Raw genomic sequence first — 26036 nt, forward strand, 5'->3', positions numbered from 1 at the left:
CATGCGCATCATGGCACTGTGGTTTCCTGATTGGCCGGTGCAGGCGGTGCGCTTGAACAGGGAGGATACCGAGGAACAGGGGCAGCCCCTTGCTATTGCAGCACACCACCGGATCAAGGTATGCGGGCATTCCGCCCGCAGACGAGGTGTTCGACGTGGAATGAAAGTTCGCCAGGCACAGGCTGTCTGTCCCGAACTCACCGTTGTGGAAGATGATCCTGAACGCGATGCCCGCCTGTTCGAGGGGATTGTTGCATCCCTCGGGGAAGTGGCCCCAAGCGTCGAGGTGCTCCGGCCCGGACTGGTGGTCATCTCCGCCGACGCAGCTGCCCGCTACCACGGTTCAGAGGAGATTGCGGCCCAGATGTTGATCAGTGCTGCTTCCCTGCCGGGCGTGGATATCGTTGCGGGGATTGCGGATGAGATCAATACAGCAGTAATAGCCACCCGCGTGGCGGATGGCGGGGTGGTGGGGGACGGGGCGTCGATAAGCTTTCTGCGTGCGCAACCCCTCGGGGTGCTGGTGGCGGAGGAAGCCCTGGGATGTGCGCGGGAGGTGGTGGATGCCCTGGGTGATCTCGGGATCCAGACCCTTGGTGACCTGGCAGATCTTCCCGTGGGTTCGGTTGCCACCAGGTTCGGCAATCCCGGTCTGCGATGCCACGATATCGCGACCGCCCGGCAGGCACGCACAGTCGCACCGCCGATCGATCATGTGGATTGGGAGGTCTCGCATGTGCCGGGTGATCCGATCCAGCGGATAGATGTGGCTGCCTTTATGGCACGTAACCTGGCGGTGCAGCTGCATGCACGTCTGGCGGAAGCCGGTGTGGTGTGTCAATTGCTGAAGGTGACAGCTGATTTCACCGATGGAACCAGCAACAGTCGACTGTGGCGCACCACCGAACTTCTGACGGAGGCAGCAACGGCGGATCGTGTGCGGTGGCAATTGGATGGTTGGCTGACGGCGCGCGGCGTGACCGATGAGGACGATCAGGGTGGGATCACCGCGTTGTGGCTGACCCCATTGGAATGCGTTCCCCCGGCGGTGGCCAGTGACGGGCTGTGGGACACCGGCACCAGCCAGCGCGCCGTTGCCCGGCAGGTGATTGAGCGGGTGCAGTCCACCCTGGGGATCACCGCCGTGCTGCAACCCGTGCCCACTGGGGGCCGGGGGATAGCGGAGGGCATCACCCTGGTGCCATTTGGGGACAAACCGGACCAGGTGCGGAATCCAGAGGGTACGTGGAGTGGCCGACTGCCAGCACCGTTGCCGGCCCGCTTGGGAGGCGGTATCAACCACCCGGCCTCCCAGGTGGTGCTGATCAGCGCCACCGGCACACCGGTATCAGTGACCGCCGAGGTGCTACTCAATGACGCACCCTATGCACTGGGGTGGGGCGCCCGCCGTTATCTCGTGACCGGGTGGGCGGGACCCTGGCCGGTGGATGATCACTGGTGGGCAGGCGATGGGCAGCGATATGCCCGCCTCCAGGTGGTGGGGCGGGCTGTTGACCAGGAGGCCGGGCTGGGTGCCTGGCTGCTGATCTGGATGAAAGGCAGATGGAGAATTGAAGCTATCTACTAACGCCGGAGATGTATCGGCTTAATTGGCGAGGACATCAACAACCAGACGGTGTGGATCCTGCAGCACCGTCACCGAGTAGGGGTGCTCGGAGTCCAGACCGATCACGAACTGGGAGCGGCCCTCGAAAGTCCCGGCGCTGATGACTTCCGTGACCAGGCTGCCGGTGCCCTGCACGGTGCCGATCTGTGGATCTTCCATATTCAGATCGAAGGGGTAGACGGTGCCGTCAATGTTGATGTTCAAGGCGGTTGCACCCTCATAATTGATGGTGTTTCCGCTGCCCTGCTGGGTGGGTGTGGTCGTGTAATCCATGAACCAGCCCGGCTCACCCTCACCAATGAGGTCAAAGACCACACGGTCAAAACCCGCATGCGATCCGGTTCGAACATCGGTCACTAAAAGCTGTGCCGGAACCTCTGGGCGCAGTGTTTTCATACTCATGTCAGCGGAGCCGAGCGGGGTCGGTCCTGCCGAGGCGGTGTCTGTGGTTGATTCCCCATCCGCCGTGGCGACCATCGTCTGGGTGGGGGACCCATCTGCCTGGGTGTCCTGGGTCCCGCAACCGGCAAGGGTGAGGGCACTGATACCCAGAACAGCCATGCCGGTTAATTTGAAGCGCGGTTGAGTAATGAATGGTCGCTGCACAATCATCCTCACACCGTAACCTCCAGGGGTGCCTCTGACCTAAGCGAAAGGATGGGTTGGGGTGGATTGTGAACGAATCGTTGTAAAGGCAGCGAAGAAAGCTCAGCGCTGCTCCAGTTTTTACCATCCACCCCTTGTCTCCGACGACTGGGAAACCGGGCAATGATCTCTTCCAGGCTCTAAGAGTCCTCGTGGTGGCAGAAATCCCCATGTCAGAACAATCTGACACGGGGATTTCAGTGACTCTTGATGCGAGGGGGGAGCCTATCGTCGCATGATCTTCTTCGATAGCCAGTTGCCCAGCAGCTGGGCTGCCTGGACGATGATCACGATGACCAGGACGGCCACGTACATGACTTCGTTGTCGAAGGCGCGGTAACCGTAGACGATGGCGAAATCACCGAGACCACCGCCACCGATATAACCGACCATGGCGGACATGTCCACGATGGCGATGAACAGGAAGGTGTAACCCAGCACCAGTGGTCCCAGCGCTTCGGGGATGATCACCGTGCGGATGATGGTCAGTGGGCTGGCACCCATTGCGCGCGCGGCTTCGATCACGCCGGGATCAATGGTGACCAGGTTCTGTTCCACGATTCGTGCCACGGAGAACATCGCAGCCACCACCATCACGAAGATGCCGGCATCACGGCCGATGGATGTGCCCATCACCGCGATGGTCAGCGGTTTCATGGCCACGATCAGGATGATGAAGGGGATCGGGCGGACGAAGTTCACCAGCACGTTCAGGACTGTGTAGACAGCCTTGTTCTGCAGGATGCCGCCGGCGCGGGTGGTGTAGAGCAACAGGCCCACCACGAGACCGAGGAAACCTGAGACCACCATGGTGATGGCCACCATGAAGAGGGTGTCCAGGATGGCGTCGCGGAAGGTGCCGCCCAGGCGGTCCCAATCGGCGGCCATGATCATCTGGTTCATCGGGTGATCTCCTTGATGGTCGTGGTGCGGGTGAGGGACCGGTAGAATTCTTCGATCGCTGCCTGATCGCCGTTCAGGCGGACGGTGATTTTGCCGAATGACTGCTGCTGCAGGGTGGTCACGCCACCGTGCACCACGTTGATCGACACACCATTGTCAGCTGCGGTGGCGGAAGCCGCGAAGAAACCGGAATCCTCGGTGAGGTCGACGGTGAAGAGTCGGCCCTCATGGGAGAGGAGATCCTCTGCCTCCACCATGTCCGGGGTATTGCGCAGGGCGGTGGCCACAAACCGCTGGGCCACGTTGGTCTGCGGGTTGGAGAAGACATCGTAAACGCTGCCGTATTCGACGACCCGGCCAGCCTCCATGACGGCAACCTTATCGGCGATGGAGCGCACCACCTCCATCTCGTGGGTGATCACCACGATGGTGATGCCCAGTTCCTTATTCACCTTGCGCAGGAGTGCCAGGACTTCCTGGGTGGTTTCGGGGTCGAGGGCGGAGGTTGCTTCGTCGGCAAGCAGCAGGGAGGGGTTGGTGGCGAGCGCACGCGCGATGCCCACGCGCTGCTTCTGTCCACCGGAGAGCTGTTCGGGGTAGTTCTTGCCCTTGTCGGACAATCCGACGAACTCGAGCATCTCCTTCACGCGGGCCTTGCGCTGTGCCTTGTCCATCTTCGCCAGCTGCAGAGGGTATTCGACATTGCCCTCGGCGGTGCGGGACTGGAAGAGGTTGAACTGCTGGAAGATCATGCCGATGCGGCTGCGCAGCTTGCGCAGTTTTGCTTCAGGCATGGTCACGATGTCGGTGCCATCGAGCAGCAGGGAACCTGAGGTGGGGGTATCCAGGCCGTTGATCATGCGGACCAGGGTGGATTTACCGGCACCTGAGTAACCGATGATGCCGATGACTTCACCGGGTTCGACGGTGAGGGTGACATCATCAAGAGCGACCGTTTCAGCATTCTTGTTGTTGGTGAATACCTTGGTCACTCCACGGAATTCAACGCGCGTGCCCGGGTGGGGGCTGGACGCAGGTGTAGACACAGCGGTGTCCTCGATTCAGAGGTGGATCGGAAAAAGACAAAAGAACAAGAAGACAGTCTAACGCCCCGTTGGGGCAGAAGCGACGCTGGTAGTGCGTCGAAAAGCTCACAACGGGGCGTTGAAGGTAACGCTGATTACTCGCTTGCAGCCTGGAGGCGGTCGAGGATCTCCTGCAGCTCATCAGCTGGGCGGTCCACGGCTACCGAAGTGCCCTTGGAATCGCGGTCAACAGCGGCCTGAACATCAGCGTCGTGCCAGAGCTCAACCAGGCGGGCGATGTTCTCATCGTCCTTGTTCTCAGCCTTAGTGGCGAAAATGTTGATGTACGGCTCAGCCTCTTCGGAGTTCGGATCATCTTCGAAGACAGCCAGGTTCGGGTCGATGCCGGAACGCTCGAGGAACGAGTTGTTGATGATCGCCGGGGTGCCCTCCTGGTAAGCGGATGGGGTCTGGGCTGCATCGATCGGCAGGACGGAGACCTGAGAGGCCTCTTCATCGATGTCGGCTGGGGCCGGGGTGATCAGGCCGGGTTCCCGCAGGGTGACCAGGCCAGCCTGGACGAGGACGTTGATGGCGCGGCCCTGGTTGGTGGCGTCATTGGGGATGGCGACCTGCTCGCCCTCAATGCCGTCGAGGGAGTCCTGGTCCTTCCAGAACAGTGCCAGTGGAACGATCTCGGTGGAACCAACCGGGGTGAGATCCTCGCCTGCGCCGACGTTGTACTCAGCCAGGTACTTCAGGTGCTGGAAGAGGTTAACGTCCAGCTGATCCTGGGAGAGTGCCTCATTGACCGGTGGGTAATCAGAGAAGGAGACGATATCCAGGGTGATGCCCTCTTCAGCAGCCTTATCCTCAAAAACGGTCCAGGCTTCCTTGGTTGCATCGGTGGTGCCGATGCGGATGGTGACGTCGTTGCCACCGTCGGTGGTGGCGCTGGTGCCATCGGAGTCAGAGCCGCAGGCAACCAGGGTGGTTGCGGCGAACAGGCCCGCGAGGGCGGTGGTGGTGATACGACGAAGCTTCATGTATTCGGCATCCCTTTTATCTCAGGTGGGTGGGCGATAGTGACAGTGTTTAGGAGATTAGCATTCTAGACCAGGTTCTGTACAGCTCGGTCTAGTTTGGGGTGTGGGCGGGTTGGGTGGATGGTCATGCTCAGTGGCCAAAAGTGATTGGAAAGTTTGTTCTAATGAGGTAGTTTTGGGATATGGAATGGGAGACCGGGGCGGGGAGTCTTAATGGAAGGCCCTTGTCCTGGTCTGCGGTGGAGAAGATCCTCTCCGGGAAGGTTGTGGACACCCCACGTCCGGTACAGCACCAGCCGGAGACTGAGGGGAAGCCGGTGCGTGCAGGCGAGCCGGCGCGTGCGGGGGATGTGGCTGGCGCACCGGCTCGCGCACCAGCTGGTGCGTCTGTTGGCGCGGGGCTGTCGGCGCCCACCCCTTTCGCCGAGCTTCACGCTGCGAGTAGTTACAGCTTTCTGCGGGGCGCATCTGATCCTGAGGCGATGGTTGCCCGCGCCCATGAACTGGGAGTATCGGCCCTTGCGCTGCTGGACCGGGATGGTTTCTACGGTGCTGTCCGCTTCTCTGAGGCTGCGGCAACCGCTGGTCTGTCCACCGTATTCGGCGCTGAACTTTCCCTCGGTGAAGGGGTTCTCACGGTGTTGTGCAGGGGGTTGGAAGGATACCGGCGCCTCAGTCATCTCATCGCCTCCGCTAAAATGGTCACCGGGGCAAAGGGGGAGGTCCATTATCCGCCTCTGCCACTCATTGCCCAGCAGGCGGGTGGCCATTGGGTGGTGGTGGCTGATATCTCCTGGCGCAAACAGATCGATCAACTGATCGATTACTTCGGGGAGGGAAATGTGGTGCTGGAATTCACCTCCCGGATGCTGCCCGAAGACGCCGATGATCATGACATTTTGAGAAGTATCCAATTGAGAACAGGCCTGCGCGGCATTATCAGCACGACACCCACAGCAGCCACCCGGGATCAGGCACGGCTCGCAGGTGCCAAGCACGCCCTGGCACTGCGCAACTCCCTCTCCGAGGCTGCAAGTGAACTCCACCCCATGGGTGGAACGTGGCTGCGCAGCGGTGAGGCACTACTGCGCGCCCACCCGTCCTGTGCGGATCTGCTGTCCACCACCGTGGACGTGGCCCGGGAGTGTGCCTTCCCTCTTAACCTGGTGGCACCTGATCTGCCCCGGTGGGATACTCCAGATGGTCACACTGAGATGACCTGGCTGACCGAGTCGGTCCAGTCCCGCTTTGACCGCCGTTATCGTTCACGCTCCCCGCAGATCCGGGAACAGGCGCAGAAACAGATCGAGCATGAGCTCGATGTGATCCAAAAGCTGGGGTTTCCGGGCTATTTTCTCATCGTGGATGACCTGGTGCAGTTTTGCCACACCGCTGACATCCTCTGCCAGGGCCGGGGCTCGGCTGCCAACTCTGTGGTGTGTTTTGTCCTCGGCATCACCAATGCGGAACCCATCTCTGCGGGCCTGCTCTTTGAACGGTTTCTTTCACCTGACCGCGATGGCCCACCCGATATTGATATTGACATTGAATCCGGTCGCCGCGAGGAGGTGATCCAGTATGTCTACACCAAATACGGTCGCGATAATGCCGCGCAGGTGGCCAATGTGATCACCTACCGCACCAAGGGGGCAATGCGGGATGCCGCCCGCGCCCTCGGTTACCCGCAGGGTGCCGCCGACGCCTGGGCCAAGGGCACATCCGAGCCCCCGGACGATGTGGTTGAGCTGGCCGGGCAACTCACAGGCCATCCCCGGCACCTGGGCATCCACTCCGGTGGCATGGTCATCTGTGATCGACCCATCGCCGATGTGGTGCCCACCGAATGGGCCCGTATGCAGGGCCGTTCCGTGGTGCAGTGGGACAAGGATGATTGCGCGGCGGCTGGCCTCGTGAAATTCGACCTGCTTGGCCTGGGCATGCTGGAGGCACTGCATCACATGATGGATCTGGTGAAAGAACACCGCGGCACCACCATCAACCTCTGGGAGCTGGATCTCACTGAACCTGAGGTCTATGACATGCTCTGCCGCGCCGATGCCGTGGGGGTGTTCCAGGTGGAATCCCGCGCCCAGATGTCCACCCTGCCACGCCTGAAACCCCGCACCTTCTTTGACCTGGTGGTGGAGGTGGCACTCATCCGCCCCGGCCCCATCCAGGGCGGCTCCGTGCACCCCTACCTGCGCCGACGCAATGGTGAGGAGGCGATCACCTATGATCATCCGGTGCTGGAGAAATCCCTCGGAAAAACACTGGGCATTCCGCTGTTCCAGGAACAGCTCATGCAGGTTGCCGTGGATGCCGCCGGGTTCACCGGCGGGGAGGCCGATGCTTTACGACGCGCCATGGGCTCCAAACGTTCCCCCGCCCGCATGGCGGCCTTAAAGGCGCGTTTCCACCAGGGGTTGAAAAACACCCAGGGCATCACCGGGGATACCGCCGATAAGCTGTGGAATAAGATCGTGGCCTTCGCCGCCTATGGCTTCCCGGAATCCCACTCCCAGTCCTTTGCCTCCCTGGTGTATTTCTCCGCGTGGTTCAAGTACCACTATCCGGCGGAGTTCTGTGTAGGTCTGCTGCGAGCACAGCCGATGGGGTTCTACTCCCCGCAGTCATTGATCGCCGATGCCCGGCGCCACGGCGTGGAGATCCTCCCCATCACCGTCAATGACTCCGGCGTGGAGGCTGATGCACCGGATGGGAAGATCCGTCTCGGGCTCAACCTGATCAAAGGGCTGGGCGATGACGCCGCCACCCGCATTGAGCAGCATGCCCCGTATACCTCGATCCAGGATCTCTCGCGCCGGGCTGATCTCAGCGTTGCCCACGTGGAGACCCTGGCCCGTGCCGGTGCCCTGGACTGTCTGGGGATCAACCGACGCGAGGCACTCTGGCAGGCCGGCATTGCCGCCACCGAACGCCCCGGCATGCTGCCTGGTCTCTCGGCCATCGACGCCCCGGCACTGCCCGGCATGAATGCCTTCGACCTGATGGTCACCAGCATCGCAGCCACTGGTGTCACCCATGATCAACAACCCATGGCGATGTTGCGCACCCATCTGGATTCACGTGGCATCACCCCGGCAGATCAGCTGCTCCACGGGGTTTCCGATGGCACCCGGGTCCGGATCGCCGGGGTGGTCACCCACCGTCAGCGCCCCCAGACCGCCTCGGGTGTGACGTTTTTGGGCCTGGAGGATGAGACCGGGCTGATGAATGTGATGATCTCACCCGGATTGTGGAACCGTCAGCGGGTACTCGCCCGCACCGCCAGGACGCTCATCATCCGTGGGATCGTACAGAATGCCAACGGCGCGGTGAATGTGGTGGCGGATCGACTAGAGCCACTCCCCGTGGGGGAGTGGCTCAGTAGAGGGGCCAGGGATTTCAAGTGATCAAAGCTGCTGTTTACCGCTGTTGTCCGATGAAGTTTCCTGCTGTTTCAGCAGAAACTGGAAGGCTTATAGCTCTCCCAAACCAAAAGCTGTGTCTATGAAACCAGACCGGCAAGAGAAGAAACTTCCATGAAGCAGACTTCCAGTAGTGCCAGGGGGAGGCGGGGAAACCCTGCCTCTACCCGGTTGTGTCCATCGCCATGCCAGTATCCCCTTCGGCAATGGTGCTGTGCACAGGACAGGGCGTGGGCAAGCAGCTTTTTATACCAGGTACACGCTGATCAGGGTCATGGACACCACGGCACCCACCAGGTAGTTGAGCCAGAGGAAGACCTTCCAACTGCGGTTGGCATCTTCGCAGGTGGCATCGGTGATATTCCAGAACCGGCCAGCGTTGAGCACATAGGTGATAGCGGTGATGCCCACAATCCACGCAGGTGAGGGCAGCAGGAACACCAGCCCGGCAGCACCAATGTAGAGCACAGTGGCTAAACGTGTGGCACCGCGTGCGCCCATCGCCGTGGCGATCGAAGCCAGTCCGGCTTCGCGGTCAGCGCGCACATCCTGGACCGCGCCGAGGATCTGGCTGGCCATGCCCCAGAGGAAGAAGGACGCCAGGGCGAGCCACATCGCGGTGGAGATATCCGCACCGGTGATCGTGGCACCCACCAGCGCCGGGGAGGTGAAGTGGGTGGAGGAGGTGATCGCATCCAGCAGCGGACGCTCCTTGAAACGCAGGCCCGCCGCGGAGTAGGCGATGACCGCAAAGACCGAGATGGTCAACCACAGGGCGGACATCCAGGTGCCTGCAGCATAGAGCACCACCAGGAAGGGGATGGTGGTGATGGCGGAGGCCCACAGCAGGGTGGGGTGGTACTTCTTGGGTACCACGGCACCCTCGACACCGCCCTTGCGGGGGTTGCGGATGTCGGATTCATAATCGAAGACATCATTGATGCCGTACATGGCGATGTTGTAGGGGATGAGGAAGAAGACCACACCCGCCCAGAACAACCAGTCTAGCTGGCCGCCACCGAGCAGATAGGCCAGGCCATAGGGGAAGGCGGTGTTCACCCAGCTGATGGGGCGGGATGAGGAAAACACAATGCGGATTGTGTCCATCATGATGGTTTACGCCCTTTCAGCTTCAGAAGGTGTGTCAGTTTTGCGGAACATGCTGCCCGGCAACCAGATCGCCGGGATCAGCAGGGCGGCGAAGAGGGGATAGAAGAGATCTTCCAAGGGGATCAGGCCGATCCAGATGCCTAAGTGCTGGGCATCGCCATAACCGAAGAGATCAGCCCACACCATGATGTTGTCGAAGATGATCGTCAACACGAACAGGATGAGGGTGGTCGACAGGGTGACCACGGTGATCTTCCTGGTGCCGTTTTTCCGCTTGAGCACAAACGCGATGAGCGCAAACACCATGAAGGGGATACTCATGAGTACATAGGTCATGGTCGGGCCCCCTTATCACCGGTCATTGTGGTGGAGCCGGTTGCCACACCTGGATCACCCCTGCCCGTTCGTTGTTCCGGCAGTGGGGTCTTGAGCACAAGACTCACCGCGGAGGTCAGGTTCAAGGTGAGATAACACAGGAAGAACAGGAAGAACAGCTCCTCAATGGGCAGATGGGGAGCTAAGTCGATGCCCGTCATATAGGGGGAGTCACCGCGGTAGAAGGTGCCGGTGACAATGCCGAACACATCCCACAGGAGAAATCCGGCAAAGGTGATGCCGATCGCCAGGGCTGCACGACGTGCGTCACGGAAGAAGGCGAGCTTCCACCGGTGATCACACAACACCATGCAGCCGATGAAGACGATCAGCAAACCTAGGTAGACGAAGGACATCAGGAAATCGGTCACGTATTTACCCTACTGATTCAGCAGCATTGGGTACTGGCTCCGGTAGTGGTCCGGGGGTTGTGTCGGAGTGGAGTCGTTTGAGGATATTCTCCGCAGAGATCAGGCACATCGGGATGCCCACGCCCGGCACGGTGGTGGCACCGGCGTAGAAGAGGGTGTCGATCTTGCGTGATTTATTGCGCCCGCGCAGGAACGCGGACTGCGCCAGGGTGTGCGCAGGGCCGAGTGCGCTACCGAGCCAGGAGTGGTAGCGGTGCTCAAAGTCAGCGGGTCCCAGGGTGCGCTTGACCATGATCCGTTCGCGCAGATCCCCAATGCCGGCCTGGGCTGCGATCTGTGAGATGGCATGCTCTGCAATGGCGTCCACTGAGGCAGAAGCCTCAGGCATGTACGCATCACCATGGCCGATGCTGCTGGTGGCCTTCACCGGCACCAGGACAAACAGGTTCTCAGCACCGGCAGGTGCCACCCCGTCCTCGGAAGCCGATGGCTTGGATACGTAGATGGATTCTGAGGAGTTGGAGGGGCGGGTCTTCTGTGGCCCGTCGAAGACCACGGCGAAGTCATCGGTCCAGTCCTCGCTGAAGAACAGGTTGTGGTGGTCCAGCTGGGGCAGCTCACCCTCCACGCCAAGCAACACCAGAACGGAACCGATACCCGGGTTGCGGGTGGACCAGTAACGCTCCGGATAGGTGCGCAGTTTCTTCGGCAGAAGGTTGTTCTCCGTATGGTGAAGATCACCGGCAGAGACCACGATATCCGCCGGGATCTTCTCAGCCTTCCCGCCGTGTAGCACACTCACACCGGTGGTGACTGTTTTGCCGTTGACATTCGCTGTGTCAATGGAGGTGGCCTCCGTGGACAGCTGGAAGGTCACACCGTGCTCCACCGCAAGGTTGTGTAAGGCGTTGACCACCGCGGTGAAACCACCGACCGGGTACTTAACGCCCTGCACCAGATCGGTGTGACTCATCAGGTGATACATCGACGGCGTGCCCTCCGGACGGGAGGACAGGAACACCGCCGGGTAGGTGAGTACCTGGCGCAGGATCGGGGTCTTGAACTGGCTGTTCACATAGGATTCGAGCGAACGGGTCAGCAACGATGCGAGCCGCCCTGCGCGGGTGAGCACATCCTTGTGCAGCAGCGGGCCGAGCTGGGAGAATGTGTTGTAGAGGAACCGGTCGATCGCAATGTTGTAGGCATCTTCCGCACCATCGAGGTAGGTGAGCAGCTTTGCGCCGGCACCGGGTTCGATGGATTCAAAGAGTGCGGCGGCCTCCTCACGTCCGGTCGGTACATCAACCACGGAGGTATCACCGGAGAACACCCGGTAAGCGGGGGTGAGATCCACCAGTTCCAGGTGGTCTTCTGTCCGTGTGCCAAAGAGGGCGAAGAAGTGGTCAAAGGCTTCAGGCATGAGGTACCAGGAGGGGCCGGTATCCCAGCGGAAACCATCAAAACCGTCGATCTCCAGGGAACCGGCACGTCCGCCCACAGCACTGTTCTTCTCCACAACGGTGACATCCCAGCCATCACGGGCCAGGAGCGCGGAGGTGGCAAGGCCTGCCACACCGGCGCCGATGACAACCGCTGTTCCTGGTGTGACGGTGGTGGAGTTCTTGTGCCCGGTCATGCCGACTTCTTTCTGTAGATACTCATGGCTAGCCCCCTGGCGGTGGCCCGGCCCAGGATTTGAAGCTTGGTTAGCTGGGGAATGCTGATGCGTTCTTCCAGTAGTTTCTCCGCCGGAGTCTGTTCGATCCGGTCGGTGAGGCCCTCGAAGAGCAGGGCTGCGGCGATCACACCTATCCGTGCCTGCACCGGCAACGCGGAGTAGGTGCGATCGGCAGCTTCCAGATCGATGCGGATATCCGCGATCAACTGCTGCTTTTCACTCTCCATCAACGCACCTGCAGTGGTGCCGGGGAAGTAGGTGCGACCCAGGTCCTGCTGATCCTCAGCCAGATCACGCAGGAAGTTGATCTTCTGAAAAGCAGCGCCCAATGCACGGGCACCATCTTTCATCTCTTCCTGACGGCGGGCACTGACTGGACGCCCCTGGTTGAACACGCTCAGGCACAGTAGTCCGATGACTTCAGCAGAGCCATAGACATAGGCCTCGAAACTACCCGGGTCGTGCTCGTGGGCGGTGAGATCCCGGCGCATGGAGGCGAAGAACGCCACCACGTGCTCCTCCTGGAAGTTGCAGCGCCGAGCGGTTTCTCCATAGGCCTGCAGCACCAGATCGGTGTGGAAGTGCTGTTCGGGCGAGGCGAGGACTGCGGCCTCGTAGTCGTCGAGAAGCTTCTCCAGCTGTGCGGGCGTGTAGCCCGCAGCCTCGGCGGTGCCATCGACGATCTCATCGGCGATGCGCACCACCGCGTACAGGTTGCGGATATCACGGCGGATCTGCGGGGACAGAAGCAGCGTGGACATGCTGAAGCTCGTGGAATATCTCTTGATCACCTGGTGTGATGCCTTGACGGCCACCCGGTTGTAGAGCCCCAGCGCACTGTGGAGAAAGGAGGCAGACCGGGGTGAGCCGGCGCCTGTCGGAAATCCCTGGGTCATGCCTTTATGAGCTCCTCATCCTGCGCAGCGCGTGCCTCATTACGGGCAACCTCGTCTTCATGCTTCTGGGTAGCAAGCTTAGACGGCCACCAGACCTTTGGGCCGATATCGTAGAACAAAGCCGGGACCAGGAATGCGCGGACCAGGAAGGTGTCAATGAGCACACCGAACGCCACGATGAAGGCGATCTGCGCCAGGAAGAGAATCGGGATCACATACAGTGCCGCGAAGGTGGCGGCCAGCACCATACCGGCAGAGGTGATCACACCACCGGTGACGGTCAGGCCACGCAGAATGCCCTGCCTGGTGCCATGTTTGGTGGTCTCTTCCCGCACTCGGGTGATCAGGAAGATGTTGTAGTCAATGCCCAGGGCCACGAGGAACACGAAACCGTACAGCGGGACCGCCGGGTCCGCGCCGGGGAAGTTGAACACGTAGTTGAACAGGAGCGCCGAGACACCCAGGGCGGTGGCGAAGGAGATCACCGTGGTGATCACCAACAGGACCGGCGCGATGATGGAACGCAGCAACACCATGAGGATCAGCAGGATCACCAACAGCACAATCGGGATGATGAGGGTGCGGTCCTTGATGGACGCCTCGTTGGTGTCCAGGGCAGTGGCGGTGACGCCACCAACCAGGGCATTGATGTTGTCATCGGCGAGGTTCTGGCGCAGTTCGCTGATGGAATCCTGAGCTTCCTTGGAATCCGGTGCAGCGACAAGGGTGGCCTGGATCAGGACCTGGCCGTCCACCACGGTGGGTGCCGGCGCCGGGCCGGGGCCCATCGCCATGATGCCCTCAGTGGTCACCGGTGCGGAACCTGCGGGGGAGTCGGAGCTGGAGACCGTGATGCCGTCAAAACTGTCATTGGCCAGCAGAATGTCCGCAATGGGCTGCAGGTTGGCTTCTTCAGTGACCACGTAGGCCGGGCTGCCGGAGCCACCGGGGAAGTGCTCGCCCAGGGCATCCTGACCATCACGGGCCTCGGAGGCTCCGAGGATCAGATCGGACTGTGAAACACCGTCGGCCTTGAGGGTGGGCACGAAGGCGGCACCTGCGAGCAGGACGATGAGGGTGGAGACCCAGATGGCGCGGGGGTGCTTCTGCACCAGACGTGCGACCTTGGTCCAGATGCCCTTGGATGGCATGCCGTTTTCTGACCTGACCACTTCAGGTTCGTACTTCGGGCGCTTCGGCCAGAAGGCGACACGGCCGAACACGAACAGCAGAGCAGGCAGCAGGGTGAGTGCAGACAGCATGGCGAAGATGATGCCGATGGAGGCCACCGGTCCCAGGGTGGAGTTGGATTTCAGGTCACTGAACAGCAGGCAGAGCAGACCGGCGATCACGGTGCTGCCTGAGGCCAGGATCGGTTCCACAGAGGCACGGATCGCCTTGAACGTGGCCACGGCCTTGTCCCGGTGCTGGCGAAGTTCCTCGCGGTAACGGGCGACATAGAGCAGGGAGTAGTCGGTTGCGGCACCGATGACCAGGATGAACAGGATGCCCTGGGTCTGGCCGGAAAGCAGGAGGATCTCCCACTTGGCCAGCCACCAGACCACCAGCAGTGCCGTGGCCAGCGCGAAGATACTGGTGGCCAGTACCGCGATCGGCAGGATGAAGGAGCGGTACACCACGATGAGAATGACAAATACCGCCGCTAGTGCCACGAGCAGCAGCAGGCCGTCAATGCCGGCGAAGGCGGCGCCGAGGTCGGCGCTGAAACCGGCAGGTCCGGTGACATAGGTGGTCACATTGTCCGGCGCCTGCGAGCTCAGGGTCTCAGAGAGCTTGTCGACGACATCTGCAATCTCAGCATCGCTACTGATCGGGACAAATGCCTCGAGTGCCAGCCCATCTTCTGAGGGAATGGCAGGGGAGACACCGTTGGCGATGCCATCGACGTCTGAGAGTCCTGCGATGATACCGCTGAGATCGCCGATCTCTGTTTCAGTCAGCGGCTCCTCGCCGACCATGACCACAATCGCGGGGATGGAATCAGAATCACTGAACTCACCCAGCAGCTGCTGCACCTGGGTGGCATCGGAGGACTCCGGAAGATAAGCGGTCTGGTCATTGGAGGAAACCTCACCGACCTTGCCAAAGTAGGGGCCACCCACTCCGGCGCCGATGAGCCAGACGAGGATGAGGACTGCGGGGAGAAAAATCCTCACCCAGCGGGCAGGACCAGACTTCTTCTGATCCCCGCCCTGCGCAGAGGCAGGGCGTGCTGTGGTGCGAGTAGACATGGGGCGTCGCTTCCGTAATAAGAGAAATGAAGGATAAAAGTTTAAGACAGCGTCAGGCTATGGTGGCGGAGTGCTATCAGGATCGACGGGTGGCCAGCTGATCAACCTGGGCGAGCAGAAGGTCAACCACATCGCGGTTGACCCGGTCGCTCAGTTCCCTGATGCCGACCCGGCAGGCCTCCAGATGGTTCTTGATGGTGCTGCTGGAATACTCCTCCGCGCCACACTGAACCAGGAGGTCACGGATCTCCTCAGCCTGACTGGTGCTCAGGTCACCGTTATCGAAGTTGACCTTGATCTCCTTCCACAGGGCTGTTCCGCGGGCAAAACCGATGATGGTGGTTTCTTTTCCTTCGCGAAGATCAGAGAAGGAATCCTTACCGTGTTCAGCGGCCTCGCCGAAGGTGGAGAGGTAATCATCCTGCAGCTGATAGGCGGTGCCCAGCTGGATGCCGATCTCCCCGACCCCGACCTCGTCCTCTTCCGACAGTCCGGCCAGGATGGCGGCGGCACGCAGAGGCAGCTCGAAGGTGTAGGTGGCCGTTTTCAGGCGACTCATCTCCAGGGCGGTGGTGATATCCGGGGTGATGGCCTTGCTGCTCAGGCCCACGTCCAGGAATTCCCCGACGATGCTGTCATTCATGGTGTGCTGGAGCAGATCCAGCAGACGGAGACGGTCGGCATGGGGAAGATCAAGACGTGCGAAGATCTGGTGGGCGGCGGCCAGGAAGAAGTTCCCGATCAGGATCCCGTTGGACTGTGCCCAGTGCAGGTGTTCAGGGTGGGGGCCGGAATCGGAGAGATTATCAGGATCACGCTGTTTGAGAATCTGGCCGATGAAGTTCAGCTTGCCCCGGCGGTAGAGATCCCCGTCGATGACATCATCATGAACCAGGAAGGAGAAGTGCAACAGCTCCGTGGCCACGGCGATCTGCAGGGCCGCATGATGGTTGTCGCCCTGGTTGTTAGGGTCATCCCGCCCGTCACGTGAGTCACGCTCTGCCAAACCGGCGATCATGGTGCGGTGCAGCCCCAGTACCAGGCGGGGCCGGACGAGCTTTCCGCCACGTAGTGCCTGGAACGCGGTGTCAAGGCACGCGCGGAAGTCCGGGCTGTACTTCCTGCACTGCTCAGAAAGAGACGCGAAGGTGCGATTCAGTTCCCGGTAGATTTCCTCATTGAAATCGAAACCCGGGGGAGCTAACTGCTCTGTCGTGATTGTCATGCCGTCGTCCATTTCGAAAATCGCTGTGTCATTTGTGCCACCACACTTAACTTCCAAGATGTCCGACAAACATCGCGGGGATACGTGGCCGTTTGAAGGCGGTATGGAAGAAAGTGTACCTGCAACGCTACCGATAGTATCCTAAAAGTTAATATTGGCAAAGCTTAACTTTATCTGACATTGAAAGAAAAAAGGGTTAACATAAGGCTATGCAGGATTCGGATAATACGAGCGGGGACGGATCATCGCTCAACAACCTCTATGACGTGAGGTCGAGTGACCCTCGAAGTGAACTCATAGATCGTTCTGATATGACGCCGGAAGATATAGCGCAGATCGGCCGTCTGATGAAGGCGTTATCCGGGCTGCGGGATGTTGAACGCGCCGTGGGCCAGGCTTCGGCGCGTTATATGGAGCTGAGTACGCAGGACATGAGAGCCCTCCACTATCTGATAGTGGCGGGTCATACCGGTGAAATGGTCACACCCGGAATGCTGGGCACCCACCTGAAGTTATCGCCTGCGTCGGTGACCAAGATGCTCAACCGTCTGGAAAAGGGGGAACATATCATCCGTAGGGTTCACCCCATCGACCGCAGAGCGTTTGCTCTCGAGGTCACGGAAGTTACCCGTACAGAGGCCATGCAGACACTGGGTAGGCATCAGGCTCGTCGTTTTGATTCTGCCAAGCGTCTTAGTCCTGATGAGCGCGAGGTGGTCATCCGGTTCCTGGAGGATATGACCAAGGAGTTGTCCCTGGCCAACGCCTCCTGGGCGGATGGGAAGCCGCCTGCCGCTTGATTGCGGGGTGCGTGAAACTTGGGTCAGGCCCCACGAGGAAATAATTCCTCGCGGGGCCTGGCCCATTTTCACTGCTTGCAGTGTTAGATCGTGCAGAGTGGTGCCGGATTGTTCATGCCGCCTGCCGCCGGGACGGTGACGAATGCGCAGGACCACCAGCCGCGATCCTCGGTGATGTTGCGGACCTTGGCCCAGTCCTCAGCGCTCAGGTCGGGGGTACGGGAGAGGACGAAGCCGGAGAGGCGGTTCGGGCTTCCGACGATGGCCAGGGAGTAGTCATCTTCCAGGTAGGTCACGCGGTAGTTTGGCTCGCCACCCTCGGTCTGGAATGGGACGCCGCCGAAAGTGACCTTGAGGGAGGCGTCTGAGCGGACATCGGCCTTGCCGTTGATTACGGAGGGTCCGAAGGGTGTGTTGCAGGAGTTGACCACGGAGATGGTGTTGTCATCGATGACGCCATAATCGGCGGTGGTGTCACTGGAGCATTGCAGGCTGTAGGGCTGGGGGATCGCTGCAACCTGGTACCACCGGCCTTGGTAGCGCTCGAGGTCCACCTTCTGGTCGATCTCGGGCAGGGCCTGGTTTTCTGGTGTGGAGCTCAGGTTGGCCACCTGGGAGGAGCTGCCTGCGAGGCGGCCCCCGTCGAAGATGTCCTGGGCCTGGGCGGTGGATGCTCCGAAGATGGAGACTGCGGAGAGCAGTGCGGCGACCGTTATTTTTTTGCTGAGACGCATGTGCGTTCTTCCTTTCTCAAAGTTTATATTATCTTTTTGGTTACTAACATCTGAAGTATAGTACATGGCCGTGCAGCTGACAGTATTAAGCGTAGAGTGATTTTTCCGTGAGCGAGTTTTTGGCTGCTCAATGCGCAGAGATCCACTCTGATCGCCCTTATCCACCGTGATAAGAGACACGGTTTTTCTCTATACTCGCCCACATGAACAACGGACTAGAGCCCACACTGAATTACCGGGCTCGGCACCCGGGTCGTCGCGTCCTGGTTACCGGGGCCACAGGTTATGTCGGTGGTCGCCTCATCACAGAGTTGCTCGCCGCGGGTTTCACCGTGCGTGCCACATCCCGTAAGAGGGAAAGCCTCGAGCGCTTCGATTGGCACCCCAAGGTTGAGATGGTGGAAGCGGATCTCTCAGAGCCGGACGATCTGGAGGCGTTGTTCTCTGACGTTGATGTGGCCTTCTACCTCGTGCACTCCATGTCTGGCAAGGACGTGGACTTTGAGAAGCAGGAGAAGCGGACTGCCGAGAATGTTGCAGCGGCAGCCGACCATGCAGGGGTGAAACAGATGGTTTATCTCTCCGGTCTGCACCCGCGGCAACGTGACATGCACGAGTTATCAAAACATATGCGCTCCAGGGAGAACGTTGCCCGGACACTCCTGGACAGTGCGACCCCGTCACTCATCCTGCGTGCAGCCACACTCATCGGGTCGGGTTCCGCTTCCTTCGAGATGATCAGGCATCTCACTGAACGTCTGCCGCTCATGGTGGCGCCTCAATGGATCACCAACAGCATTGAACCACTGGCCATCCGCGACACACTGCACTACCTGGTGTCCGCGGCGGATCTTGAAGAACCAGTGAACCAAGCATGCGATATCGGGTGCGGAAACCAATATGAGTTCGCCGACCTGCTCCGCATCTATGCGGATGTCCGCGGACTCACACGGCGCGTATATTCGGTTCCACTCAACCTGCCGATGGACATGCTCTCCGGCTTCTGGATCAGCCTGGTAACCCCCGTGCCCTATCAGTTGACCTTCCCGTTGGCACAGTCGATGGCGGAGGATGCCGTCACCGAGGAAAACAGCATCAAGTCCATCATCCCGGACCCCGAGGGCGGGTTGATCGACTACCGCGAAGCAGTGGAACTCGCCCTGGCCGCTGAGTCAGACCGCGGGGTGCCCACCTCCTGGGACCGCAGTTGGACTGAACAGGACCCACCCCCGGCCTGGGCCAGCCAACCGACAGATCCGGAGTGGGCAGGAAAATCCGTCTATCAGGACACCCGGACAGAAACCACCGACCTCACCGCCGAGCAGGTTTGGCCGATCATCGAGGGGCTCGGCGGTGCCAATGGCTGGTACTCGGCTCCCGCGTTGTGGCGGCTCCGGGGCATCGCTGATCGCCTCATCGGTGGCCCGGGACTTGGTGGACGACGTGATCCGCGCCGGCTGAAGCTTGGTGACCGCATCGACTGGTGGCGTGTCACCGACGTCACCCCACCCAACCGGCTGGTCCTCACCGCCGAGATGAAGGTGGATGGCAAAGCCTGGCTCATCCTGGAGGTCGAGGACAATGACGGGGGAGGATCCACTTACACCCAGCGGGCACTTTTTGAGCCCAAGGGTCTGCAGGGGTACCTCTACTGGTGGGCGGTGTCACCGTTCCACTCAGTGATCTTCCCGTTCATGCGCCGCAATATTCTCAAGGCCGCACGCGAGGGCATCCAGACCACTACTTGATCGCATCGTAGGCTTCGAGTGCATCCCGTCGTGATTCCTTCAGATCCACGATCGGCTCCGGGTAGTCGGGCGTGCCGTACTCCGGTATCCACCGGCGGATATAAGTCTCCTCCGGATCGAATTTGCGGGCCTGGGTTTCAGGATTGAAGATTCTGAAATAGGGGGAGGCATCATCACCACTCCCTGCGGCCCACTGCCAGTTGAATGCGTTGGACGCGGGATCGGCATCCACGAGTGTTTCCCAGAACCACTCTTCACCGTGACGCCAGTGGATCTGCAGATTCTTGGTGAGGAAGCTCGCCACCACCATCCGGCTGCGGTTGTGCATGGAACCGGTCGCCCACAACTCCCTCATGCCGGCATCCACCAGGGGGATCCCGGTGCGCCCTGCGCGCCAGGCCGCCATGACCACATGGAACTCATCCGTAGAGGTGGGGGACAGGGGATGGCGGCCGTCGATAAGCTTGGTTATTTCTTCTTCATCCCATGCCCACCCGAAGCGGTTGAACTGCGCGCGGACATTATCGGTGTCCATCTGCGGCAGGGCGTAGAGGCGGTGCCAGGCAAAATCGCGCCACAACAACTCCTTGAGAAAGACCTGTGCATCCTCGGCCTCAATATCTCCGCAATCGGCTGCCGCCGCCACCTCGGACCACACCCGATGGATACTGATCTCGCCGAAGCGGAGGTACGGGGACAGACCACTGGTGACCACTTTCGCCATCTCATCGCGGCCCTGTGCATAACCACCATGCTCACGCAGGCCGTCGAGGAACTTCTCCAGACGATCCAGTGCCGCCTGTTCGCCCGGAGAGCAGTGTGAGGCTAATTCGGTGGCCCAGAAAGGATCAATGACCTCTGGTTTGTCCAGGGGGTCCGTGGTCTCGGGGCCGGTCAATCCGGCAGGAAACGGATCACCCACCTGTTCGGCACGACCCTCCGCCAGGGGAAAAGCCGCCTTGGAGAACGGCGTGTAAACCTTGTACGGGGTGCCCGCGCCACTAGTGACCTCCCAAGGTTCGGTGAGCAGGAAACCAGGGTGGCTGTGTGCTTCCAATCCCTGGTCACGCAGCTGGGTCTTGATCTCCGCATCAATCTCACACCAGGGCTGATGATAACGCCGGTTCCAGGTCACAGCGCCGGCGCCCACCTGCGTCGCGACCTCGGCCACCACCGCCACCGGATCACCGCTACGACGCAACAGCGGCACACCGTGGGAAGCCAGATCGTGGTACAGCAGCCCCAGACTCCGCTCCCGCCACCACCGGGCGGCACCCCCGAGTGGACGACCAGGATTCTCATCAATGAACAAGCCGATCACCGGCCCACGCTCAGCTGCCCATCGCACAGCGGCGTTGTCACGTATGCGGAGATCGTCACGGAACCAGACAACAGTGGGGGAATCATGTGTGGAGGTCATGCCCACCGAGTCTAAAATAAACCAGCAGGTACTGTCTTGGTATCGTTCACGCACCACCCTTCACCGTGTAGAAAGTCCTGGGTCATGACACCCCTCTCGCCCCACCGCACACTCACCATTGTTATCCCCTGCCTCAACGACGCGGAGCTGCTCCGTGACTGCCTGGCATCAATCAACGCACAGACCATCGCACCCGATGAGATCATCGTGGTGGATAACGGCAGCACCGATAATTCCGTCCAGATCGCCGAAGAAGCAGGTGCCACGGTTGTCCATGAGGCGCGCCGGGGTATCACCTGGGCGAGCGCAGCCGGCTACAACGCCGCAGGTGGAGAGGTGATTGTGCGTATCGACGCCGACTGCACCCTCCATCCCGACTATCTCGCCCGGATTCATGAAACCTGGGATCGGGCATTACTGGACACCACTTCGTCATCTAAGACTGCGTCGTCTAAAACCGTGGTGGCGCTGACCGGTGTGGGATCCTTCGACCTGCCGGGGCAGCTGGGCGAGCGTATCGCTGACTTCTACCTCGGTGCCTACCGATGGGCCTCCCGGCAGGCACTCGGACACAATCCCATCTTCGGATCCAACTGCTCCATCAGCAGGACCTGGTGGGAGGAGGTGCGAGACGATATCGACCTGTCCAACACCTTCGTACACGAGGACATGTACTTCTCCTTCTTCGTCCGCCCGCACGAGACCGTATGGTTCCAAAAAGATCTGACCGTGATGATGGACCCGCGTGCCCTCTATGGTGCGAAACAAGTCTGGACGCGGGTGGCACGCGGATTCCATACCGTCCGCTCTGCCTGGGAATTAGAACCCGTGTACATCCGTCTGGTGCGTCGTGGTGTGGTGAACGCCTCGATCATTCCATCACAACTGCTGCCCCGGGATCTCAAGCCCCCTCTCGCCTGAACATCGGCGGGCAGGCACAATGGTGCCCATGAACCAACAGTCACCTGAGCCTCACGAGGGTATGAATCCAGTCTCACCGAATCTCACCAAGGCTCGGTACCTCGGGCGTTTGCCGTGGTTGGTTCTCGGTGTCATCGGCTTTGCGGTTCCAGGTGTGATGTTCAGCCCGTGGTTCCACATCGGCACCGCCATCATGGTGATGCTGCTGATCTGGCAGGCGTGGTTGATCCCACAGCAAGTGAAGAGACTCGGGTGGTTGGAAACCGGTGATGAACTACTGATCACCAAGGGCAGACTGTGGCACACCTACACCGTGGTTCCCTATGGACGTATCCAGTATGTAGATGTCACCGCGGGGCCCATTGAACGGGCGCTCGGCATGAAAACGGTGAACCTCAACACCGCATCAGCCTCCAGTGACTCCTCCGTGCAGGGAATTCCCGCAGAGGTAGCCGATGCACTCCGTGACCGTCTGGCCATCAAAGCCCGGGAGAGGATGAGCGGACTGTGAGTACCGATAATTTCCGTCGTGTCCATCCCCTCACTCCGCTCCTGAGGTTCTGGACCCTGATCCTGGCGATCCTTGCCGGCCTTGCCCTCAATATCAACGTCTCTTCCTGGCAGGCGATGTGGGGTTTTTTCAGTGATGACCACGACATCGCCATCTGGCCGTTCCTGGCCTCCATTGGTGGTTTCCTCCTGGCAGGTGGGGTTATCTGGCTCTTGTCACGGATCTGGTGGAAAGCCACGGGATTCCGTCTCACCGACGAGGAGATCCAGCACCGTCGTGGTGTTCTCAACACCCAGTTGCGCACCGCCCGTTTTGACCGAATTCAGGCTGTCGATCTGGTCGAATCCGTGATTGCACGCATCTTCCGCGTTGCTGCTGTACGAGTGGAAACCGCTGGGGGTGGAAATTCTGTCATTGAGATCGCCTTCCTCAAACGCGCTGAGGCCAATCAACTGCGTAAAGAACTCATTGCCGCGTCCCGGGGTATCACATCCCCGTCTGTGGCAGGGCACAGCAGTGTTGACGGCAATGGGGGTGCGGCCGGGGGAGTGTTTGAGGGCACGGTTGAGGGCACGGTTGAGAGACAATCGGGGGTTCTCTCGGGTGACCTCTCTGGTGATCTTTCTGGTGGACCTCGCCGTGGGCCCGGCGCGAAACAGAACGGGGGCCAGGCCGGGGCACCGTTCGGGGTTCCGTACGGCGACCCTGTCAGCGACCCCGTCAGCGATTTACACGGTGGACCCTACGAACACCATCAACTCAGCGAGCACGGCGCAGATGCGCAGCAGGTTGTGCCGCTGATCCCCATCACCCGGACATTGGCCAGTGCAGCGTTGTCGCTGAGCACCATCGTGTTGGTCTTAGGCCTGCTGGTGATCGCGTTGACACCACTGGGGGTTACTGCACTGATTCCATTCCTGGCGGGCTTGGCACCCACCGTGTGGAATCTCATTGACAAGTCCTGGAAGTTCCAGGCGGAGCTGCGTGATGATGTGCTCAATGTGTCCTATGGTCTTGCGGATCGTCGCAGGCAGTCGATTCCACTCGCGCGCATCCACGGTGTCAGCGTGGTGCAGCCATTGTTGTGGCGGCCTTTCGGCTGGTGGACGGTATCAGTCTCGGTGGCCGGATACGGTGCCGAAACCAAGCAGGGCGGGACGACCCGACTGTTGCCGGTGGGGTCGAGAGAGCTCGCCCTGCGGTTGCTGGAGGTGGTCGGGCCTCTGACAGAGGGGGAGATTACAACCCATGCCCAACCGGATGCCCTCACCCGACCGGACTATGTCAGCCCGCCCACCGCGAAGTGGGTGTCGCCGTTGGACCGCCGGCAGCAGGGTGTAACCCTGCTTGGTGAGTTCGGGGTGCCCCGGGCAGTTGTGGTGCATTCCGGCAGGCTTTATCACCGCATGGCTGTGATCGAGGTCAGTCATATCCAGGAGCTCACTCTGAGGCGCGGCCCCATCCAGCGCGTGCTCGGGCTGAGCACCGTGCAGTTGGATCTGGTGCCGGGTCCGGTGGCCATGCAGGGAAGTGACCTGCTCTATGCGGATGGCCGTCAGTTGGTGGAGGTGCTGCGTAGGCGCCCACTGCCGGAGTATGCCGGGCCGGATGCTGAGGCTGGCGGGGATTCCCCCGATGACCCGGGCTACGATTAATCCCATGCACATCTCAGATCTTCCCGATAAGACCCAGGACTATCTGAAGACCATCTGGGATATCACGGACCTCAACGGCGGGTCACCCGCCACTTTGGGGGAGATCGCGGAGATCCTGGATCAGAAGACACCCACGGCTTCCGAGGCGATTAAGCGACTGGCCACCCGCGGCCTGGTTCACCACGAACGATATTCCGGGGTCACACTCACCACCACCGGCCGCGCACTGGCGCTGGAGATGGTCCGCCGCCACCGGCTGCTGGAGACCTTCCTCCATGATGTGCTCGGGTACACCTGGGACGAAGTCCATGAAGACGCTGATCTGTTGGAACACGCAGCCTCCGACCGGTTGATCGCCCGGATCGACGCCCACCTCGGCCACCCGCGCCGTGATCCGCACGGTGATCCGATCCCCACTGCCGACGGGCTTATCGACGACCTCGGTCGCACCACCCTGGCCACCGTTGCCCCCGGGATCACCGTCACCATCACCCGGGTGCAGGACATCGATCCGGAATTGCTCCGCTATCTGGCACAACACGGAGTGGTCCCGGGCTCAAAGATCACCGTGGATAAGGCACCCTTCGCAGGAATTGTCGAAGTGGTGGTGGAGGAGACCGGACAGCGATTTCCCCTTGCAGTGACCCAACTCGTGCTTATCACGGTGCAAGGTGTAGATGACTGAAGGTGGGAAGGTGGAGGGGGAATGGGGTTCTAAACCCCCACTACGACATCGCATCACAGACATCAGTCTCCTGGACTACGACATCACTACTGATGTCTGTGATGCGATGTCGTAGTTGAGGATATGCGCGCCGGAACGCCTCACCGGATCTCAGGGTTAACCAACCAGGCTTTGCGCAACCACCTGGAAAGGCAGCAGATCCAGCATCACATCCCGCATGTTTCCAGATGCCACCAGGCCTATCTGGGTGATCACCGCGATGGTGAAACCGATGAGCAGGAGTTTATCTCCGGGGCCGTTTGCGCGGATGCTGAGAAACTTCGGTAATTTCAGGTTCCACCACCGTTTTCCTTTCCACGGCAGCAGTGGAGCAAACACCGGAATGCCCTGTTTTGTGGCCAGGTCTCCCAGCATATGGGTCAGGCAACCCACCGTGATGGCGGAACCCAGAACCACACCGAAGGATTCCTCTGGGACATAACTCCATACCCCGTAGGCCAGAGCGGCAGAAAGCCCTGTAACGATCAGCCAGTCAGTCTTCTTCGACCACTCGGGGAGTAGACCCCGGATACCCAGGCCTAGGAAGAAGAACAACAGGCCGATCACGGCTGGTTTTCCGAACGCGCCGATGACGGCTGTTGCCCCGGCGCCCGCCGCCAACGCTGCCCACACAGTATGGGTGACGGTGCGATGACCATTTCTGCAGTGCTTGTCCTTTCGCCCGCGGGTGACATTGACAAAGGTCTGGGCGATATTCTCCGTGAAGTGGGAAAAGACCTGCGTTACCGGCCCAAAGGAGCGAGACACCGTGGCGGAGGGAGAATCCAGATCTGGGAGCAGAGCGGCACCCGCGGCGAGACCTGCGTAGATGAAGGTTTCCTCTGCGGTTGTCACACCACCCCATTGCTCGGGCAGGAGTTGGGCCACGGCGAGTCCGACCGCGGCACCGCTCATCGCGTGGGTGGGTCCCATAACCATGCG

The 26036-nt window shown here is 60.5% G+C and carries 22 protein-coding genes; 8 read left to right on the plus strand and 14 right to left on the minus strand.

All coding sequences use genetic code 11. From position 1 onward, the window contains the following. Positions 1-10 precede the first annotated feature (10 nt). Complete coding sequence (locus CFAEC_RS02635; RefSeq protein WP_290278563.1) at positions 11-1588, plus strand: Y-family DNA polymerase; 1578 nt, start codon at positions 11-13, stop codon at positions 1586-1588. Positions 1589-1606: 18 nt separating this feature from the next. Here the strand turns inward: CFAEC_RS02635 and CFAEC_RS02640 are convergent, their stop codons facing one another. The 4 genes from CFAEC_RS02640 to CFAEC_RS02655 all read right to left on the minus strand — a co-directional run bounded on the left by CFAEC_RS02640 (position 1607) and on the right by CFAEC_RS02655 (position 5246). Further along, entirely contained in the window at positions 1607-2188 is a 582-nt protein-coding gene (locus tag CFAEC_RS02640) for an AMIN-like domain-containing (lipo)protein (RefSeq protein ID WP_435384252.1), read from the minus strand. Between the two features lie 309 nt (positions 2189-2497). After that, positions 2498-3175 carry a methionine ABC transporter permease gene (locus CFAEC_RS02645; protein ID WP_290278565.1) on the minus strand — a complete coding sequence of 226 codons (678 nt, stop codon included), beginning with the start codon at positions 3173-3175 and terminating at the stop codon, positions 2498-2500. After that, a complete protein-coding gene (locus tag CFAEC_RS02650; protein WP_290278568.1) occupies positions 3172-4221 on the minus strand; it encodes a methionine ABC transporter ATP-binding protein in 1050 nt (349 codons plus the stop codon). The genes CFAEC_RS02645 and CFAEC_RS02650 overlap by 4 nt, the downstream gene beginning before the upstream one ends. A 134-nt stretch (positions 4222-4355) precedes the next feature. Further along, positions 4356-5246, minus strand: a complete 891-nt coding sequence (locus CFAEC_RS02655) for a MetQ/NlpA family ABC transporter substrate-binding protein (RefSeq protein WP_290278570.1) — start codon at positions 5244-5246, stop codon at positions 4356-4358. 182 nt (positions 5247-5428) lie between these two features. On the opposite strand from CFAEC_RS02655, the gene CFAEC_RS02660 reads away from it, so the two are divergent. Continuing rightward, the gene (locus CFAEC_RS02660; protein ID WP_290278572.1) at positions 5429-8659 is read left to right on the plus strand and encodes an error-prone DNA polymerase; all 3231 of its coding nucleotides are present in this window, start codon (positions 5429-5431) and stop codon (positions 8657-8659) included. A 261-nt stretch (positions 8660-8920) separates the two neighbouring features. Here CFAEC_RS02660 and CFAEC_RS02665 read toward each other — a convergent pair whose 3' ends face one another. From CFAEC_RS02665 to CFAEC_RS02695, 7 genes are all read right to left on the minus strand, one after another. Then, on the minus strand, positions 8921-9784 hold the full coding sequence (locus tag CFAEC_RS02665) for a prenyltransferase (protein WP_290278574.1): 864 nt from the start codon (positions 9782-9784) through the stop codon (positions 8921-8923). Between the two features lie 6 nt (positions 9785-9790). Then, the gene (locus tag CFAEC_RS02670) at positions 9791-10120 is read right to left on the minus strand and encodes a lycopene cyclase domain-containing protein (protein WP_290278576.1); all 330 of its coding nucleotides are present in this window, start codon (positions 10118-10120) and stop codon (positions 9791-9793) included. After that, positions 10117-10515 (minus strand): lycopene cyclase domain-containing protein, encoded by a 399-nt coding sequence (locus CFAEC_RS02675; RefSeq protein WP_353960120.1) that lies wholly within the window; start codon positions 10513-10515, stop codon positions 10117-10119. Before CFAEC_RS02675 ends, CFAEC_RS02670 begins: the two co-directional genes overlap by 4 nt. A 19-nt stretch (positions 10516-10534) precedes the next feature. Further along, positions 10535-12166 (minus strand): phytoene desaturase, encoded by a 1632-nt coding sequence (locus CFAEC_RS02680; RefSeq protein ID WP_290278578.1) that lies wholly within the window; start codon positions 12164-12166, stop codon positions 10535-10537. Further along, positions 12163-13104, minus strand: coding sequence for a phytoene/squalene synthase family protein (locus tag CFAEC_RS02685; RefSeq protein WP_290278579.1), 942 nt, complete (start codon positions 13102-13104; stop codon positions 12163-12165). The genes CFAEC_RS02680 and CFAEC_RS02685 overlap by 4 nt, the downstream gene beginning before the upstream one ends. After that, positions 13101-15281: an MMPL family transporter gene (locus CFAEC_RS02690; RefSeq protein ID WP_290279787.1), complete on the minus strand. Its 2181-nt coding sequence runs from the start codon at positions 15279-15281 to the stop codon at positions 13101-13103. Before CFAEC_RS02690 ends, CFAEC_RS02685 begins: the two co-directional genes overlap by 4 nt. Before the next feature lie 151 nt (positions 15282-15432). Continuing rightward, the gene (locus tag CFAEC_RS02695) at positions 15433-16581 is read right to left on the minus strand and encodes a polyprenyl synthetase family protein (RefSeq protein ID WP_290278580.1); all 1149 of its coding nucleotides are present in this window, start codon (positions 16579-16581) and stop codon (positions 15433-15435) included. A 311-nt stretch (positions 16582-16892) separates the two neighbouring features. Here CFAEC_RS02695 and CFAEC_RS02700 point away from each other — a divergent pair, with 311 nt between their 5' ends. Next, positions 16893-17381, plus strand: a complete 489-nt coding sequence (locus CFAEC_RS02700) for a MarR family winged helix-turn-helix transcriptional regulator (protein WP_290278581.1) — start codon at positions 16893-16895, stop codon at positions 17379-17381. Between the two features lie 83 nt (positions 17382-17464). Here the strand turns inward: CFAEC_RS02700 and CFAEC_RS02705 are convergent, their stop codons facing one another. After that, positions 17465-18115 (minus strand): lipocalin family protein, encoded by a 651-nt coding sequence (locus CFAEC_RS02705; RefSeq protein ID WP_290278582.1) that lies wholly within the window; start codon positions 18113-18115, stop codon positions 17465-17467. Positions 18116-18318: 203 nt separating this feature from the next. On the opposite strand from CFAEC_RS02705, the gene CFAEC_RS02710 reads away from it, so the two are divergent. Beyond that, positions 18319-19863 carry an SDR family oxidoreductase gene (locus CFAEC_RS02710; RefSeq protein ID WP_290278584.1) on the plus strand — a complete coding sequence of 515 codons (1545 nt, stop codon included), beginning with the start codon at positions 18319-18321 and terminating at the stop codon, positions 19861-19863. Here CFAEC_RS02710 and CFAEC_RS02715 read toward each other — a convergent pair. Further along, entirely contained in the window at positions 19856-21283 is a 1428-nt protein-coding gene (locus CFAEC_RS02715) for a cryptochrome/photolyase family protein (RefSeq protein ID WP_290278587.1), read from the minus strand. The two genes, CFAEC_RS02710 and CFAEC_RS02715, sit on opposite strands and share 8 nt — an antisense overlap. A gap of 84 nt (positions 21284-21367) precedes the next feature. Here CFAEC_RS02715 and CFAEC_RS02720 point away from each other — a divergent pair, with 84 nt between their 5' ends. The 4 genes from CFAEC_RS02720 to CFAEC_RS02735 all read left to right on the plus strand — a co-directional run bounded on the left by CFAEC_RS02720 (position 21368) and on the right by CFAEC_RS02735 (position 25055). Continuing rightward, entirely contained in the window at positions 21368-22204 is an 837-nt protein-coding gene (locus tag CFAEC_RS02720; RefSeq protein WP_290278589.1) for a glycosyltransferase family 2 protein, read from the plus strand. 61 nt (positions 22205-22265) lie between these two features. Continuing rightward, positions 22266-22715 (plus strand): PH domain-containing protein, encoded by a 450-nt coding sequence (locus CFAEC_RS02725; RefSeq protein ID WP_290279788.1) that lies wholly within the window; start codon positions 22266-22268, stop codon positions 22713-22715. Next, positions 22712-24370, plus strand: coding sequence for a PH domain-containing protein (locus CFAEC_RS02730; RefSeq protein WP_435384253.1), 1659 nt, complete (start codon positions 22712-22714; stop codon positions 24368-24370). The genes CFAEC_RS02725 and CFAEC_RS02730 overlap by 4 nt, the downstream gene beginning before the upstream one ends. Positions 24371-24374: 4 nt before the next feature. Beyond that, positions 24375-25055, plus strand: a complete 681-nt coding sequence (locus CFAEC_RS02735) for a metal-dependent transcriptional regulator (RefSeq protein ID WP_290278591.1) — start codon at positions 24375-24377, stop codon at positions 25053-25055. A 156-nt stretch (positions 25056-25211) separates the two neighbouring features. Here the strand turns inward: CFAEC_RS02735 and CFAEC_RS02740 are convergent, their stop codons facing one another. Next, the gene (locus tag CFAEC_RS02740; RefSeq protein ID WP_290278593.1) at positions 25212-26033 is read right to left on the minus strand and encodes a metal-dependent hydrolase; all 822 of its coding nucleotides are present in this window, start codon (positions 26031-26033) and stop codon (positions 25212-25214) included. Positions 26034-26036 lie beyond the last annotated feature (3 nt).

This window comes from Corynebacterium faecale (genome assembly GCF_030408735.1).
GTDB lineage: Bacteria > Actinomycetota > Actinomycetes > Mycobacteriales > Mycobacteriaceae > Corynebacterium > Corynebacterium faecale.

Bases quoted from the DNA above. Each gene is read 5' to 3' on its own strand.
- CFAEC_RS02675 (WP_353960120.1), bottom strand. From the start codon at position 10,515: ATGTCCTTCGTCTACCTAGGTTTGCTGATCGTCTTCATCGGCTGCATG.
- CFAEC_RS02655 (WP_290278570.1), bottom strand. From the start codon at position 5,246: ATGAAGCTTCGTCGTATCACCACCACCGCCCTCGCGGGCCTGTTCGCC.
- CFAEC_RS02670 (WP_290278576.1), bottom strand. From the start codon at position 10,120: ATGACCTATGTACTCATGAGTATCCCCTTCATGGTGTTTGCGCTCATC.
- CFAEC_RS02660 (WP_290278572.1), top strand. From the start codon at position 5,429: ATGGAATGGGAGACCGGGGCGGGGAGTCTTAATGGAAGGCCCTTGTCC.
- CFAEC_RS02735 (WP_290278591.1), top strand. From the start codon at position 24,375: ATGCACATCTCAGATCTTCCCGATAAGACCCAGGACTATCTGAAGACC.
- CFAEC_RS02640 (WP_435384252.1), bottom strand. From the start codon at position 2,188: ATGGCTGTTCTGGGTATCAGTGCCCTCACCCTTGCCGGTTGCGGGACC.
- CFAEC_RS02635 (WP_290278563.1), top strand. From the start codon at position 11: ATGGCACTGTGGTTTCCTGATTGGCCGGTGCAGGCGGTGCGCTTGAAC.
- CFAEC_RS02700 (WP_290278581.1), top strand. From the start codon at position 16,893: ATGACGCCGGAAGATATAGCGCAGATCGGCCGTCTGATGAAGGCGTTA.
- CFAEC_RS02740 (WP_290278593.1), bottom strand. From the start codon at position 26,033: ATGGTTATGGGACCCACCCACGCGATGAGCGGTGCCGCGGTCGGACTC.
- CFAEC_RS02645 (WP_290278565.1), bottom strand. From the start codon at position 3,175: ATGAACCAGATGATCATGGCCGCCGATTGGGACCGCCTGGGCGGCACC.
- CFAEC_RS02705 (WP_290278582.1), bottom strand. From the start codon at position 18,115: ATGCGTCTCAGCAAAAAAATAACGGTCGCCGCACTGCTCTCCGCAGTC.
- CFAEC_RS02680 (WP_290278578.1), bottom strand. From the start codon at position 12,166: ATGACCGGGCACAAGAACTCCACCACCGTCACACCAGGAACAGCGGTT.
- CFAEC_RS02715 (WP_290278587.1), bottom strand. From the start codon at position 21,283: ATGACCTCCACACATGATTCCCCCACTGTTGTCTGGTTCCGTGACGAT.
- CFAEC_RS02695 (WP_290278580.1), bottom strand. From the start codon at position 16,581: ATGACAATCACGACAGAGCAGTTAGCTCCCCCGGGTTTCGATTTCAAT.
- CFAEC_RS02710 (WP_290278584.1), top strand. From the start codon at position 18,319: ATGAACAACGGACTAGAGCCCACACTGAATTACCGGGCTCGGCACCCG.
- CFAEC_RS02720 (WP_290278589.1), top strand. From the start codon at position 21,368: ATGACACCCCTCTCGCCCCACCGCACACTCACCATTGTTATCCCCTGC.
- CFAEC_RS02665 (WP_290278574.1), bottom strand. From the start codon at position 9,784: ATGATGGACACAATCCGCATTGTGTTTTCCTCATCCCGCCCCATCAGC.
- CFAEC_RS02725 (WP_290279788.1), top strand. From the start codon at position 22,266: ATGAATCCAGTCTCACCGAATCTCACCAAGGCTCGGTACCTCGGGCGT.
- CFAEC_RS02685 (WP_290278579.1), bottom strand. From the start codon at position 13,104: ATGACCCAGGGATTTCCGACAGGCGCCGGCTCACCCCGGTCTGCCTCC.